The 14,551-nt window shown below is 63.2% G+C and carries 14 protein-coding genes; all 14 read right to left on the reverse strand.

Going from position 1 to position 14,551, the window contains the following annotated elements; genetic code table 11:
- Window positions 1-271 precede the first annotated feature (271 nt).
- Window positions 272-1,579, reverse strand: a complete 1,308-nt coding sequence (locus tag ACJH6H_RS28020) for an ArgE/DapE family deacylase (protein WP_406776245.1) — start codon at window positions 1,577-1,579, stop codon at window positions 272-274.
- The gene (locus ACJH6H_RS28025; RefSeq protein WP_406776246.1) at window positions 1,569-3,035 is read right to left on the reverse strand and encodes an amidase; all 1,467 of its coding nucleotides are present in this window, start codon (window positions 3,033-3,035) and stop codon (window positions 1,569-1,571) included. The genes ACJH6H_RS28020 and ACJH6H_RS28025 overlap by 11 nt, the downstream gene beginning before the upstream one ends.
- On the reverse strand, window positions 2,992-3,405 hold the full coding sequence (locus tag ACJH6H_RS28030; RefSeq protein ID WP_406776247.1) for a YybH family protein: 414 nt from the start codon (window positions 3,403-3,405) through the stop codon (window positions 2,992-2,994). The genes ACJH6H_RS28025 and ACJH6H_RS28030 overlap by 44 nt, the downstream gene beginning before the upstream one ends.
- Before the next feature lie 2 nt (window positions 3,406-3,407).
- Window positions 3,408-4,562, reverse strand: coding sequence for an LLM class flavin-dependent oxidoreductase (locus ACJH6H_RS28035; RefSeq protein WP_406776248.1), 1,155 nt, complete (start codon window positions 4,560-4,562; stop codon window positions 3,408-3,410).
- Window positions 4,563-4,665: 103 nt separating this feature from the next.
- Window positions 4,666-5,133, reverse strand: a complete 468-nt coding sequence (locus tag ACJH6H_RS28040) for a hypothetical protein (protein WP_406776249.1) — start codon at window positions 5,131-5,133, stop codon at window positions 4,666-4,668.
- Window positions 5,134-5,174: 41 nt separating this feature from the next.
- Window positions 5,175-7,556: a LuxR C-terminal-related transcriptional regulator gene (locus ACJH6H_RS28045; RefSeq protein ID WP_406776250.1), complete on the reverse strand. Its 2,382-nt coding sequence runs from the start codon at window positions 7,554-7,556 to the stop codon at window positions 5,175-5,177.
- Window positions 7,557-7,704: 148 nt separating this feature from the next.
- A complete protein-coding gene (locus tag ACJH6H_RS28050) occupies window positions 7,705-8,178 on the reverse strand; it encodes a CAP domain-containing protein (RefSeq protein WP_406776258.1) in 474 nt (157 codons plus the stop codon).
- Window positions 8,178-8,516, reverse strand: a complete 339-nt coding sequence (locus tag ACJH6H_RS28055) for a DUF732 domain-containing protein (RefSeq protein WP_406776251.1) — start codon at window positions 8,514-8,516, stop codon at window positions 8,178-8,180. The genes ACJH6H_RS28050 and ACJH6H_RS28055 overlap by 1 nt, the downstream gene beginning before the upstream one ends.
- Before the next feature lie 26 nt (window positions 8,517-8,542).
- Window positions 8,543-9,121: a hypothetical protein gene (locus ACJH6H_RS28060; protein ID WP_406776252.1), complete on the reverse strand. Its 579-nt coding sequence runs from the start codon at window positions 9,119-9,121 to the stop codon at window positions 8,543-8,545.
- Window positions 9,122-9,152: 31 nt separating this feature from the next.
- Window positions 9,153-9,626 (reverse strand): mammalian cell entry protein, encoded by a 474-nt coding sequence (locus tag ACJH6H_RS28065; protein ID WP_406776253.1) that lies wholly within the window; start codon window positions 9,624-9,626, stop codon window positions 9,153-9,155.
- Between the two features lie 77 nt (window positions 9,627-9,703).
- Window positions 9,704-11,146, reverse strand: coding sequence for an MCE family protein (locus tag ACJH6H_RS28070; protein WP_406776254.1), 1,443 nt, complete (start codon window positions 11,144-11,146; stop codon window positions 9,704-9,706).
- A 1-nt stretch (window position 11,147) separates the two neighbouring features.
- The gene (locus ACJH6H_RS28075) at window positions 11,148-12,269 is read right to left on the reverse strand and encodes an MCE family protein (protein ID WP_406776255.1); all 1,122 of its coding nucleotides are present in this window, start codon (window positions 12,267-12,269) and stop codon (window positions 11,148-11,150) included.
- Window positions 12,266-13,579, reverse strand: a complete 1,314-nt coding sequence (locus tag ACJH6H_RS28080) for an MCE family protein (RefSeq protein WP_406776256.1) — start codon at window positions 13,577-13,579, stop codon at window positions 12,266-12,268. The genes ACJH6H_RS28075 and ACJH6H_RS28080 overlap by 4 nt, the downstream gene beginning before the upstream one ends.
- On the reverse strand, window positions 13,579-14,551 hold a 973-nt coding region (locus ACJH6H_RS28085; RefSeq protein ID WP_406776257.1), incomplete at its 5' end, for an MCE family protein. The genes ACJH6H_RS28085 and ACJH6H_RS28080, both read right to left, overlap by 1 nt.

Genomic DNA, 14,551 nt, shown 5'->3' on the forward strand with positions numbered 1-14,551 from the left:
CGGCATACCGGTCTGGCAAGTTCCTGTTGAGCACCCTGCCGCTCGGGCTATTCGGCATTGCGTCGGTGAACACCATGTATTTCGGCCGCTTGAAGCAGGTAAGGCGTTGTGGTGCAAATATATTCACTGATTCATCGGTAACGGCAACTCCGACTTTGAGATCCGGAAGGGCCGTGGTCATCGTGAGCCGACGAGCTCTGCCGATCGACGACGTTGCTGGACTAAGCATGCGGAACGGATATCTCCTCTTGATTTGGATGCCCGGTACGGGCTATGAAAGGCCGCACCAGTCCATGGCGGTCAGCGCGATACTGCGGGCGGCTGTCACAATTTCCGCGACCTCGACCGATTCGTCGGCTTTGTGTGCATTTACGAGATGCCCTGGCCCGTAATTGACCACCGGGATGCCCAGTTCGGACATACAACTCGCGTCACATGCAGCCGGGAACGCCTCGACGGGCGACCGTCCGCCGCTCGCCACCAGATGCGCCGAACCCAGTGCCGCAACAATGGGATGGTCCACCGCGGTGTGATAGCCGGTGTAACTCAGTGGCCAGGTGAACACCGGCCGATGGGCCGACAGCCAAGGGTCGATCGACACTGCGCGGGCGATGAATTCAGTGATCTCGGCCTGGATCGCGGCGGGCTCTTCGTCCTGCGGGTACCACACCAGAAAGTCGATCTCGCAGTATTCAGCGAACATCAGCGGCGCATCGATTCCGTTGGGACCGCCGTTGATGATCCCCGGCATGATTGTGAAGTGTCCGGGCAGATAGTGCGGGCGTTGCTTACTGATCCCCCAGTGCTCCTCGAGCCGGTAGAGCGCCTGCAGCACGAGATAGCCCTTATCGATGGCATTGACGCCGGCCCGGTGACCAATTCCGCCGGCGCGCACCAACTCCCGCCGCATTCCTGGGTGGCCGGCCTTGCCCTCCACCCGCACTTTGCCCCACAGGAGGGAGGCCGCGGTGGGATTGATCGACAGCGGTCCACCGAAACTCGCGGACGGTTCCATGACGATCGCTGCATCAGCGGTGTAGCCGCGGTCGAGCAGCAAGCCCGTGCCGATCTCCCGTTCTCCGACCTCCTCACCGGCCACCGAGTGCACTATCAAGTCGCCTGCAAGGCGGATGCCGCACTCCTGCAGTGCTTTCGCAGCCCAAAAGCCAGCAACTACACCGGCTTTCATATCGCAGGCACCTCGACCGTAGATCCGGCCGTCGTCGAGCTGGGCACCGAACGGGGCGAACGTCCAATTGTCCTCGCCGCCAGTGGGTACGACGTCGATATGCCCATTGAGCAGCAACGAACGCCCGCCACCCGAACCCCGCACCACCCCAACGAAATTCTCGCGTTTTGGTGCGCTCCAGAGGGTCTCAGTGGTGTCGAAGATTCCTGCAAACGAGTCGCGCAGGACGAGGTTGGCTTCTGACTCGTAACCGATGTGGTCATCGAACCGGGTACCCGGGTAGTTCGGGTTCACACTGGGCACTCGAATGAGCTCGCGCACGCTTTCGACGAGATCGGCGCTTGTTTCGTCGATCCAGCGTAATACCCGATCAGCGGCTTCAGTTCCCATTGCCGACCCACCCTGCTGGCCGTAGGTCGGCCCACCCGGCCACCTGCTCAAGCTGAGCAGCGACGCGGATCAACGTCGCCTCGCCAGCCATCGGAGCGGCTAGCTGAATGCCGATCGGCAAGCCGTCTACCAGACCTGCTGGCAGGCTAATTGCCGGTGTACCAGTCACGTTGAGCACCGCCAAGTAAGGGAAGAGCTCCACACAGCGCCGGACCCACTCGGCGGGAGTCACGTCCACGTCGGCGTTGAAGTGCCCAATCGGCGGCGCCGGCACGCTGGTGGTTGCTGTTAGCCACAAGTCCCACTGGTCGAAGAATGTGCCCATAGCCCGCGACACCGCGTTGAACGCCGCGACCATTCCGGCCAGCTCGATTGCGGTCACGCCGCGGCCCATTTCGGCCAGCCGGAGCGTAGACAATTCCAGGAGGTTCTCATCCACCTCCACGCCGAGCGCGTCCGCAGCAGGATATACCGCGGTTGCCGCGCCTGCCGCCCAGGTCGTCGTCAACGCCTCGCTGAACTGATCCCATTCGACTGTGGGGCAGGCGAATTCGACGTGATGACCGAGATCTGACAGTGTCTCGGCGGTGCGCCGGACAGCCGCGACAACGCCGGGGTCGGTGGCGTGGCCGGTCCAGGAGTCGGGCTGCACCGCAATCCGCAACCGCCCCGGCTCCGCGCCAACCTGCGACGCAAACGACTGGCCAGGCGCCAACATGGTGAACTTCTCCCCTGATGCGAATCCACTGACTGCGTCGAGCATCGCCGCGGTGTCACGCACCGTGCGAGTGATCGCCAGCTCAGTGGCCAAGCCGTACATCGCTTCCTGAAGATCAGGGCCGATCGGGATTCGGCCACGACTAGGCTTGAGCCCCACTAGCCCAGTGAATGATGCCGGGATGCGGATCGATCCCCCGCCATCGTTGGCGTGCCCCAACGGAACCGCACCCGCTGCGACCAATGCCGCGGTGCCGCCGCTGGACCCGCCCGGGGTGCGTGAAATGTCCCACGGATTGCGGGTAGCCCCGCCCAGCACAGGCTCGGTACCCGCGCTGAGCCCGAATTCTGGGGTGCGAGTGGTGGCCATCGCGGCTAGGCCAGCCTCGCGGAACCTACGCATCAGCTCGGTGTCGTGGTCGTGGACCATGCCGGTGCCGAACAATCTGCTGCCGCAGTGGGTGGGCACACCCGCCGCGTGCAACAGAATGTCCTTGAGCACGAACGGAACTCCCGCGAACGGTCCATTCGCGTTGTACTTCAGCGGCTGCTGCCAGGGTCCGTCCACCACCGCGTTCAGCTGCGGCTGTAGCGATTCGATCGCGGTCCGGGACACCGCCTGGACCTCGGCCGCGCTGATCTGATTGCTGCGGATCAGACCTGCCAGACCTACCCCGTCAAATTCGGCGTACTCGTCAATCCGCATGTGCACCATCCGGAACGGAGGTCCAGATGTCATGCGACATGGACCAGGAACCGTCCGCCTGTCGACGGTGGACGATTAGGTAGTTGCCCGCCAATGTTGTCATCGAACCCGTTGCCGGGTCGCGGACGTCAGCGACGGATCGGCCTATCTCCACCGCGAGGTCTCCGGAGGTGAAGAACTCGTCGACTTCGACACGTTGACCGCATAGCCCCTGCGTGAACATTGCCCGCAACGTGTCCTCGATGGCCGAACGGCCGCGGATCACCATGCCGCTCGGTGGCATCAGTGTCCCGTCGGATTCATAGAGCGCGGCCAGTGCGGCAGCGTCGTGCTCATCGATCGCGTTCGACACGGCGCGATGCACGGCGGCGAGGCCAGTGCGGTCGAGGGTTGGCGACGACATGGTCAGCGCGCCTCGGCGAGTTTCCAGCTGGTCTTCTGGTTCGGATCACCCGGCAGCACCCCGATCGTGCCGGCGTTGACCACCGCTGACGAGTTCTTGAAGACCGGAATGACATACCGGCCGAAGTACTCGATGGTGCTCATGATGTTCGCGTGGGTGTCGCCGTCGATCTTCAACACGATCTCGTCGGCGCCCAGCGCCTGGTACCGAGCGATCTGCTCGATGCAATGGTCGGGGTCGCCGACCATGATCGTCGGAGACAGGTCGCGAAGGTAGCGCGCGTCGTCGACATGATCCCGAAGTTCCTTGACCCGCTCGAAGCCGTGGTATCCGCTGTCGGAGCGTTCGGCCAGCTGCGCGTAGATGTCGTTGATGATTGCGCGCGCCGCCCGCAGAAGTCCGGGTTCTGCTCGCCGCATGGCCTCGTCGTTGGTCTCGGCGCAGACTGCCGTCATCGCGAAGGCGCCGGCCGACCGCACTGCATAGGCACCCACCGGCTTGATCTCGGATTCGGGAACACCCCAGTACGCCTTCATCTGCGGTTCGAGGTTCTCCCAGCCGAGGTACAAGTCACACGTCACCATGCCGAGACCTTTCCGGGCAGCGTCCTCGGCCGACTCCACGCTCTGAACGATCTTGTAGAGCGGCGGGTGTGGTTCCTGAACTCCTTTGGGAGTCAGACAGCGTTCGGGAATGTTGCCCCAGTACTTGCCGTCATGACTGAAGGTTTCGTTGGTCAGTGCCCTCACGATCAGGTCCAAGGCTTCTTCGGAACGGCCCTTTGTTTCGTCAAGCGACACCCCAAACGCGTCCAGCTGAAGCAGGGTATTGCCGCGTGCCGTGGCCATCTCGACGCGACCATTGGAGAAGATGTCCGTCGTCGCCAGCTGCTCGGCAACCAGAACCGGATGCACGGTCGAGATCAGCCGGCTCATGTGTCGCAGCCGAATCCGGTTGGTGCGCATGGCCACTGCCGTAAACAGACATTCCGGCGACGGGGTCACTGCCAGGTCGGCAAAAAAGTGGTGCTCTGAGGTCCCCCAGGCATCAAAGCCCATCTCCTCGGCGAAGACCGCCTCCTGCACCATGTCCCAATACCGACGGTGGTGGGTGGTGCCCGTCTGGGTCTCGCACTCCGTCAACATCACGAATCGCATGATTAACTCCAATGGCCGCAGTAGGTTTTCGATGGCGGTGGCTGTCCAGCCCCACTAGATCGAGTTTTCATTCCGGGGGCGGTGCATACATCCGGGCAACTACCTACGCAGTACGGATCTCACGGAGCGTAGGCGCAACAGACAAGGTCCAGCCCGGAATCTCAAGGGCTACGCCGAATCCCGCTGCTTCCAAGTACGCGGCGATCTCATCGCGCAGCTCAGCTCGCGCCGACTCATCACCACGGGTGCTCACCACAGCACCAGACGCAACGCCGGCCAGTACCGCATCGCCGATCAAGCCCGCCAGGAGCCGCGCCTTCCGCACAAACGGGATTGACCGAGCACTGGAATCAACGGTGAACTCCTCCGTGGGCGCGTGCACGCGCAGTAGTGACAGCGGTGCGCATCCCATGGAATCTGGCTCCAAACGACTGGCCACGAGCGCGGCCGTATGGAGGTCTGTTGCGTCAATCGGACATGGATACAGCCCTGAAAGACATTCGGTCCGGGTGAAACCGACAACTGCTCCCTCCCCGATGACCAGGAGCGTCGCGTTGTGTGTCTGTGTCATTCACCGATCGTCCGCCCGCTGGGCGGACCCAGCATCGGTGCTTATACCGATTCGCTACGGACGCCTTGGTCGGCAAGCCACTTTGCTACCTGTCCGCGACGGTCCAGTCCCGCCTTGGTCAGGATGTTGGTCACGTGTGTCTCCACCGTCCGCTGGCCAATCACCAACCGCCTCGCGAGTTCGCGATTGCTGAGTCCTTCAGCGATCAGCCGGGCGACCTCGATTTCGCGTTTGGTGAGCGGCGAGACCGGGGTGTTCGGCGAGGGCACATCCTCGGTGCCGGCCGCGGGACTGCCCGCGCCCCTGATGGCGGTTTTGATCATGTCGTCTTCAGCCATGCCTGTTCCGCGCTGCCAGGCCGTGTCGAGCACCGGCGCATCCAAAGCACCACGCAACGTCGCCATCGCCTGATCCCTGAGTGTGATCAGCGAGCCGAGTCCCATCAACTGGCTGCTCACGGATACCCAGATTTCCGATGTCGCCCCTAAAAGCACGGCACCGCGGTCAAATTCGCCGTTATCCACAGCGATCCAAGCGAGCAGCTCGGCGAGCAGCATCATGCCCAGACGATCGTGAAGCCGGTACTTCGTCAGCATCGCCGTGCTGGCCATTGCCTCCGCGGCCGAGTTGTCCCCGCTGATGTGCATAGCGAGTGCCTGTACCCACATGGCATAGGAGGAGCAGGCCTGCTCACCCAAAGGTTCGCTAAGCTCGCGGCTCTTCTGTGCGCAGACTAGTGCGTCGTCGGGTCTTCCGGCGGCGCAGTAAATCTCGCCCAGCTGCAGATATATGAAGGCCCTTCCGGCAGGGTCGTCGGTTGTGGCGTTGATCTCGAGTGACCGCTCGTACAGCGATGCGCCGGTTTCCAGGTCGCCCTTAACGAGCGCCACGGCGCCCTGCAGCGCTGTCGCATTCGCCAGCGAGCGAATGTCCCCGAGTTTCTGCGATAGGGCGACGCTGATCTTCAGCCGTCGGGTCGATGTCTCGACATCGCCCTCAAGCAGGTCAATCCAGGCCGACACCCACATCGTCTTGGGACTTGGATAGTCGTCGACGCGGGATCGCTGGAACCACATCCGACCCTCGTGCAAATGTCCATGAGCCAGCCAGAACGGCCACAGATCGGCCACCATCTCAGCGGCGGCCTCCCACTCACCATCGCTCAGAAATGAGTCCAGTGCAGCCCGCAGATTGGGCAGCTCTAAACGGAGCTCCTCGCTCCAATCAGCTTGCCGCGGTCCAAACCAATGACGTTCGGCGCGCCGCGCGACTTCAGAGAAGTAACCACGATGCCGGTGGCGCAACTGCACCGTATCGAGTTCGTCATGCAGACGGTCGATTCCGTATTCGCGGATACTTTCCAGCATCCGGTAACGGGCGCCGTTGACGGACTCCGACCGAATCAGGATCGACCGCTGGACTAATCCGTCAACCAGATCTAGTGCCGTCACCGGACCGTCTGGAACACAGACCGCCTCCAGAGCCTCCAGGCTGATGCTACCGACGAATACCGATGCCTGTGCCCACAGCCGACTTTCGTCAGGCGAACACTGTTCATAGCTGTAGTCGAATACCGCCCGCAGGCTGCGATGTCGTTCGGGCACGTCGTTGGGAGCCTCCGTCAGAATCCGGAAGCGGTCCTCCAGACGGTCGATAAGTTGGTCGAGCGACAGTACACGCATCCGACGCGCGGCGAGTTCGATGGCTAGCGGAAGGCCATCCAACCGCGCGCATAGCGCCTCGATCCGTCCGATATTGGCGGCGTCGACGACGAAGGCTGATTGCACCGACTGGACCCGGTCAACGAACAGCGCGACACCGTCGGCGTCTTGGCCGCTAACGGCCAACGGCTGCACTGGGATTAACCATTCGCCGGTTGTGCCGAGTGGCATTCGACTCGTAGACAGAACCGCCACCCCTGCCGTTCGACGCAACAGCAGGGCTACGAGTTCCGCGCACGCGGCAAGCAGGTGCTCGCAGTTGTCGAGCACGATAAGTACAGCTTTCCCAGCCAGGCTACGGATCAAGTATTCCGCTGCCTCTTCGCTGGCAGCCGGCGGTATGCCCGCGGCATCCAAGACCGCTTGGGCCAAGAGCTCACGGTGTCTTAATTGGGTCAGATCCACGTAGATGACCCCGTCGGGAAACACCGGCGTCAACTGTCGTGCCGCCTGGACAACGACCCGGCTCTTGCCAATGCCACCGATACCGACGAGCGTAACGAGCCGCGCTCCGCTCCCGATCCGGGACCGGATCGCTGTTAGCACGTCACGGCGCCCGATGAAGCTAGTTGCTTCCCCGGGCAACGTGGTTATCCCGCTACGCCGCACCGCTCGTCGGCCGCCTGCTGGCCACGTGGGTCCGGGAACATCTGTGCGCACCGAGGGACACGCCTCCTCCACTGCTACTGGCCTTGCGCCCATAAATACTCTAGCCCGATCAGACGGTCACGGACGGGTACCGCGTCATCGTTCCGACGTCGCAGCTCGTCACGATCCAGGGCATACCGATGCGCAACGTAGCAGGCGTCGCCGGTGGCCAACTTCGTTCGACACAAGGGGCCTCAATCAGTCAGGCAGGTTGTCCGTAGACCGCAACCACTACTGTCCGGTCCAGGGCATTCTCTGACCAGACCCCGATGGCAGTGTTGGCACAGTTCGACATGATCGCGAGATCCGCTGGGTCGTTGAACCATTGGCGCATGATCTCGACTCCGGTAATCGCCATCGCCGGATTGATCGCCACAGTCTGAGCGACCCGGCCGTGGAATCCGGCGGCACGTGCCCGATCTTGGGTGGTTGATCCGTCAGATCCCAGATCAGCGTCAAGCGCGCGATTGTTCAGCATGTCGACGGCCTGCCACTGGGCGGCCAGTTGTAGCGCCGGATCGACCCGTAGCTCGCTGGTGCACCCGGCGTGGTGTTGCACGGTATAGACATTTACCGCGACGCTGTCGTTGAGTCGGTGGTTGTCGGCAGCGGCAGTAGCGGCCCCAGTCAGTGCGGTGACAGCGAGCACCATTGTTGCCACCGCTTTTTTCACCATCATGACGTTCCTCCAGCTCGGTGGTGAGCTGCTGAATTGCGTAGCTGCCAGATTGCTGCCGGGCAAAGTTCGTTCACAGCCTGGTTGAGCAAGAAGGCGGTCTGATATTCGCCGGGGTCGCCGACGTCGTCCTTCACTGCCGCTAGGATGAGGGCGTACGGTTCGCCGCGGCGCACCTTGTCGCACAATCGGTAGCCGTACTGCAGGGCCGCATCGGCGCTCGCGAAGTAATAGCCCGGACCAAGGGTGACGTTGGTTAGGTATGCCACCGCATCGGCGTGTCCAGGCGATGCCGGGGACAGCACGAACGCCCCTGCTGCTGCAACAGCACTCGACATCAACTTCCGACCGCATACCGACCCGCTCATACGGGTGTGAAGTCCGAGACCAGCCAACTCGATCCCACCTTGTCCAGTGTCACCCGCACGCTCGAGGCGGTATTGGTCGGTGCCCCGTTGCCCACGATGGTCGTCTGGTTAACGAAGACCACCACTACCGCGTGACGCGGGGTGGTCGAGACCACGGCCGCTGCCGGCACGGTCGCGACCGCGGAAATCGACTGCTGTTTGGCCCCGGGGATGACGACGTCGTGCACCAATTTGGCGTAGGAGTCGCGGAAAGTCCCGGTCAACCGGCCTTCGGCCGCGCCGAGGTCCTTTTCGACGGTGTCCGGTCGGTACGACAACATCGCGACGGTGCTATCGGTGGCCGCTTGCACGGATTCCGCACGGGCATGGGCGGATTCGCTTGCCGATCCGCTCAGCCATTTAAGGTACCCGGCGGCGACACCGAGCGCCAGGACGACGACTGGCAGCACCACGAGACCCAGGACGCGATACCAGTTCCGTTTCTTCGCCGCGACTTCTGGCCGATCTGTGGGGATGGCGTCCACCGGCTCGTCGTCGGTCGTGAGGTCATGTTCGGCTATCGCGGTCTCGGTCATCGTTGCCCCTTTCGTGAGATGTACTGCTGCGTCATGGCACGAACGAGACGTTGGATACCTTGACCACATCGTTCACCCGTTGCATGTCTATCCGCATCCGCCACAGTCGCGGCTTCTGCTCTGCCGCACCGGCATTGGTGGTGTTCACCGAGACGGTGACCAGCGCCTGTGCCTCATCGCCCTGCACGGAGGCCAGGCCCGCAGCCGTCACCGTTCCGATCGATTTTGATTTGGCCTGTTTCACGACGCCGACGAACGGTTGCGCTCGTTTCTGGAAATCGTCGTAGAACGGACCGGTCGCCCCGTCGACGATGCGTTGCACATCGGCGTCGGCCTCGGCGAAGTCGATGGTGGTCAGGTTGATCGCACCCTGCCGCGCGGCCTGCAGGAATTGCTCCTGCCGCTGCTGATCCTGTGCCTGGTGGCGATACTGGACGCCGAGCCAGCCGACGACACCGGCCGCAGCGGCGGCGGTCACTATGCCCCCGATGATCAGGGCGCGCATACCCGGGCGCCGCTGGGACGCCCCGACGTCTCCCTCATTCGTCAATTGCTCTGCCTCGTCGGCTACTTCGGTGTCGGCTACTTCGCCGACGGCGTCAACATCGACTGCCATGTCTGCTCCTTAGGTGCGGTTTGGGCGAGATCGGCCTGGGTGTACACGTTGCCGTCGGGACCGACGTAGTTCCCGGTGGCCGGGTCGTAGGTAGCTGCCGCGATCGGTGGCGGTGGTTTGGCCGCGGGCGCGGAATCCGGCGGCAGTTGCGGGATGTCCTGCCCTGACAGCGTGGCGTTCGGGTCGCCTTTCCAGTTGAAGCCGTCGTTGAGCGGCACATAGTTCTGGTCGCTCTCGCACATTTTGACGGTCGGCGCCCGCTTGCCGGGGCGGGTGATGCATGGCAGGTTGCGTGCTCCCCGGGCGTTGAACATCGAGTCTTGCGGCACGCGGCAGTACACGTCGCCCGCCGGCCGGTTCGGGGCGTCCTGCAACACCGCCTGTCGCTGCTGCTGAATGGGCAGAAACCCGGTCGTGCATGGCGGCGGCAGATTGACGTTGAGGTTGAAGCTCAGATAGGCGCCCCGGTACTTCTGCGGCATATCCCTGTTGGCGAGCGTCACGCCCTGCACAGCCTCGGTACCAACCGGCAGCAGCACGAGAATCTGTTCCAGGCTGGCGTTGTAGGTGGCCAGGACCGGCGCGATATTGGCAAGGTTGGCCAGCATGATCGGCAACGTGGGCTGCAATCGGTCGAACAGTTGGCGTACCTGGTCCGCGGCCTCGGGGCCGTGCTGCAATATCCCGCGCACCGCGGGATCGCTGTCCTTGATCTGTTTGGTCACGTGGGCCAGGTGAGCGGCCCACGCCTGCACCGCATCTGCGGTGTCGGTCTGGGTATCGAGCAGCGGTCCACCGTTGTCGATGACATTGGTCAGGTCATCGAGGTGCGCACGGGCGCCCGCGCCGAGAGTGGTTGATCCCTTGACGATGCGGGACAGCTCCGGCCCCAACCCGCCAACCGCAGTGGCGGATTCGTCGATCACGGTCTTCAGGTTGTCCCCGGGTATCGCCCGCAGCCCTCTGTTCGTGGCGTCCAACAGCTCGTTGACATCCGGCGGAACCGTGGTCCGGTCGGCTGGGATGACGTCGCCGTTGCGCAGGGGTGCCGACTGTCCGGCCCGCGGCAGCAGCGCCACGTATTGCTCCCCGACCGCCGACGTGCTGTGCACCTGCGCGTCCAGATCGGAGGGGATCTTGACGTCCGAGCGCAGCGACAGCACAGCATCGACCCCGCGCGCGGTCAGCGCCAACGACTTGACCTGCCCCACCTCCGTTCCCAGGTAGCTGACGTTCGCCCGTTCGTAAAGACCGGCGGTCTCCGGCAATTGCACAGTGACCTGGTAGTGCCCGATACCGAACAACAGGTTGGGCAGTCGCACATACCCGATCGCCATGACGACGAACGCTGTTGTGGTGACGACGAACAACACCGCCAGTTGCATCCAGATCTTCCGGTTCATTCGCATGTCAGTGCCCCTGATCCCAGTGATACGGCGCGACAAGTGGATTGCCCGCGGTGTACGGGCTCGGCATCTGCCCGATGGTTCGGCCCCACTGCATCTCGAGCTCGGTGAGTTTGCCCTCCCACCGCGTCCCGGTGAACAGGCCCGCGTCGATCCGACTCAAGGTGAGATCGATGACTGCGGTGAGGTTGGCGTAGTCGCCGCGGAACCAATTCTCAAGCGTTTCGTTGGGCCACGGGAAGGTGCCGAAGAAGCTCAGTGATCTGGTGAGATCCGGTCCGGCGTTGGCCAGCGAGGCCAGTACCGGGCCAACGGCCTGCAGTTCACGGACCAGGTCTTCCTTGGTCTTGTTCACCGAATCGGCCGCCACCGCACTGAATTTGCCGATCGCATCCAGCGCGTCGGCCAGCTTGCCGCGTTCGTCCTTGAGCACCCAAAGTGCGTCCGGCACGGTCCGAATCGCCTTGTCCAGCACCGGCTGTTGGCTCGCCACCTGGCCGGCCAGATTGTTCAGCGCCGCGGTCGCGTCGATGATGTCACTGGTTTGGTCATCGAGGTGTGCGATGAACTCGTCGAGCTGAGTCAGCAGGCTGCGTAGCTGCTGCTCTCGGCCGGCGAATGCTGTGCTCAGCGCTCGGGTGATGTCCTGGAGTTGGCCGATGCCTCCACCGTTGAGCACCAATGACATTGCCGCCAGGGTCTTTTCCGTCGTTGGATAGGAGCTCCCCGAGGTGAGCGCGATCCGCGAACCGTCGTGGAGACGGCCCTCCGGAGCTGTGGCCGTCGGCCGAGCCAATTCAATATGCTTGGAGCCCAGCAAGCTCGTCTGCCCGATCTTGGCCGTCGCATTGGCGGGCAGGTTCACACTGCCGTCGAGCGTGAGCGTGAGCAACGCGTGCCAACCCTGACGATCGATTCTGGTAACGGTGCCCACGGTGACATCGCCGACCCGGACCCGCGAGTTGCGTTGGATGTTGTCGACGTCGGGCAGTTCGACCTGGATTGTGAACGAGCCGGCGCCATGTCCGGCGGTACCGGGCAGCGGCAGCGAGTTCACGCCCCGCCATTGACATCCTGACAGCACGACCACCAGGAGCGAGATCACCGCAGCAGCGCGACATCTCATGAGCCACCTCCGGGTGGTGCCATCAACCCCTGTAGACCGGTGGCAGGATCGGCCGACTCCGCTGGCAGCGGCGGACCTGCCGGTGCCTGACTAGGCGCGGCCGGCGGCAGAGCCGCGGGGGTACCTGGACGTGCCGGCGGCACGTAATCGGGGCGCATCCAGTCCTCGCTGTATGTGATTTCGTTGGGCCGGGCGGATTGTCCGACAAACAGGTTCTCGCCGATCGGCAGGAAGTTGTACTGCCGGTTCTTCACGATCGGCGCCAGATACTGCACACATAGCTTGGCCGACTGATCGGCACCGAGGCGCGAGGCGGCCTGAATTGCGCCGCACAGGAACGAGATCGGGTCTGCGAAGTTGTTCAATGCCAGCACACCGGTGAGGGCGCCTTGCGACGGTTGATAGATGTTGACGAAGTTTTGCAGCACGGTCGGCAGCGTGTGCAACGTCTGTTTGACGTCATCGAGGCTGCCATTGAGCGTCGACGTGACTGCGGCGAGTTTGTCCGACGTGGTGCCCAGCGTCTCGCGGTTCGCCGCGACAAACGTCTGTAGGTCACCCACCACGGAGTTCACGCCGGACAGCGCGTGAGCGACCTGATCGGGATCGCGTGCCAGCAGGCCCGTGATGTCCGCCAGATTGATGTTGAGGCGCCGCAACACATCGTGGCTGTCTTTCAATGCGGTCACCAGCGTGGAGATGTTTTTTACGGTGGAGAAGATGTCGTCGCTGTGATCGCCTAGCGCCGAAAACACCTGGGAAGTCTTGATCAGAGTGTCCCGAATGCTCGGACCCTCACCGCGTAGGTTCTCGGCCGCGGTGTTCACGTACGCGCCGAGCGGGCTGACCCCACCCGGTTGCGTCGGTTGCAGCGACTCGGTCAGCTTCTGCAATTGGACCCGCAGATCATCCCACTCGACCGGAACCGCAGTGCGGTTCAGGGGAATTGTGGCACCGTCGGTCATCACGCGTCCCGCGGTGTACGCCGGGGTGAGCTGAATCGCCCGGACCGACACCAGGGAGGGCGACAGCACAACGGCTTTCGCATCGGCTGGCACCTGATACTTGGCGTCATAAGAGAAAGAGATTTTCACCCGCTGTTGTTGGGGTTCGATGCGGTCGATCGTTCCGACGGGGATGCCCAAGATGCGGACTTCATCGCCGGTGTAAACACCGTTGCTGTTGGCGAAGTAGCCAACGACATGGATGCGGTGTGCGTTCGCTGTAGTTCTCACAACCATGAACAGCCCGACCACGAGGGCGACCGCGAGCCCTGCGGCAATGGTGATGCGCTTGGTGCTGCGGGTCATCATTGCCCACCGCCATTGACATGTGGCGCCTCGACCGGATCCTGAGCCAGCAGCGGAGCGCTGGTGGGCGCCGGAACCGGTTCAAGTCCGGGCGGCGCCGTTGCCGGCGGTCCCGGCGGCGGTCCACCCGGTGGCGGTGGCGTCAGCGGCTCCCGGTACGGATACCGTGGATCTCCGGGCTTACCGGTGATGGCGTCAGGCAGATTGAGGTGCGGTTCACCGCCCTGACCGGTACGCGGGTAGGGCACGGGTAGCGCCGGGGTGGCGCGCTGTCCCACTTGAGGGTCTGTGCGCTCCGACGGTGCCAAAACGTGCGGGTCCAACCCCAAATCGGAGAACGCGGCATCGACGAACGGTTGGACGAATTGCCCCGGTAGCAGGTTCGACAGGTAGGCCTTGAAGAACGGTCCGGACGCGACTGACTCCCCGAGGGACATCGCATAGGAGTTGAGCTTCTTTATCGCCGACTGGATTTGGTCCTTGTGCTGATCCAGGATGGCCAACGTGCCGTTGAGTTTCTCCAGCGCCGGCTTGAGCGTGTTCCGGTGTTCGCCGATCAGCCCGCGCACCTGTTCGGTTACCGCCGCAATGTTTTTCGAGATCTGTTCCACTGCAGCACTTTCAGTACGCAACTGAACCAGCAGAGCGTTACTGGACTGCACCAGAGCGACGATCTTGTCGCTGTCCTCCGCCAATACTCCGGTCACCTTTCTGGCATTGGCCAGCAGGTTGCGAAGTTGCGCGTCGCGCTGGTTGAGGGTGTCCGAGAACCGGCCCACCCCGGCCACGGCCACCTTCAGCGGAGCAGGCGTGTCCTTGAAGGTATCGGTCAGCACTGTCAATGCCTGAGACAGCTGGTCGGTGTTTAGCCCACTGATCGTCGACGTCAGATCCCGGTCGTGTCCGGGACGCGGTGTAAATACGGAGCACGGGCGTAGGTTCCGCTTCACGACCTGCAAGTCTGCGAAGAAG

Source organism: Mycobacterium sp. SMC-21, from assembly GCF_045310825.1.
GTDB lineage: Bacteria > Actinomycetota > Actinomycetes > Mycobacteriales > Mycobacteriaceae > Mycobacterium.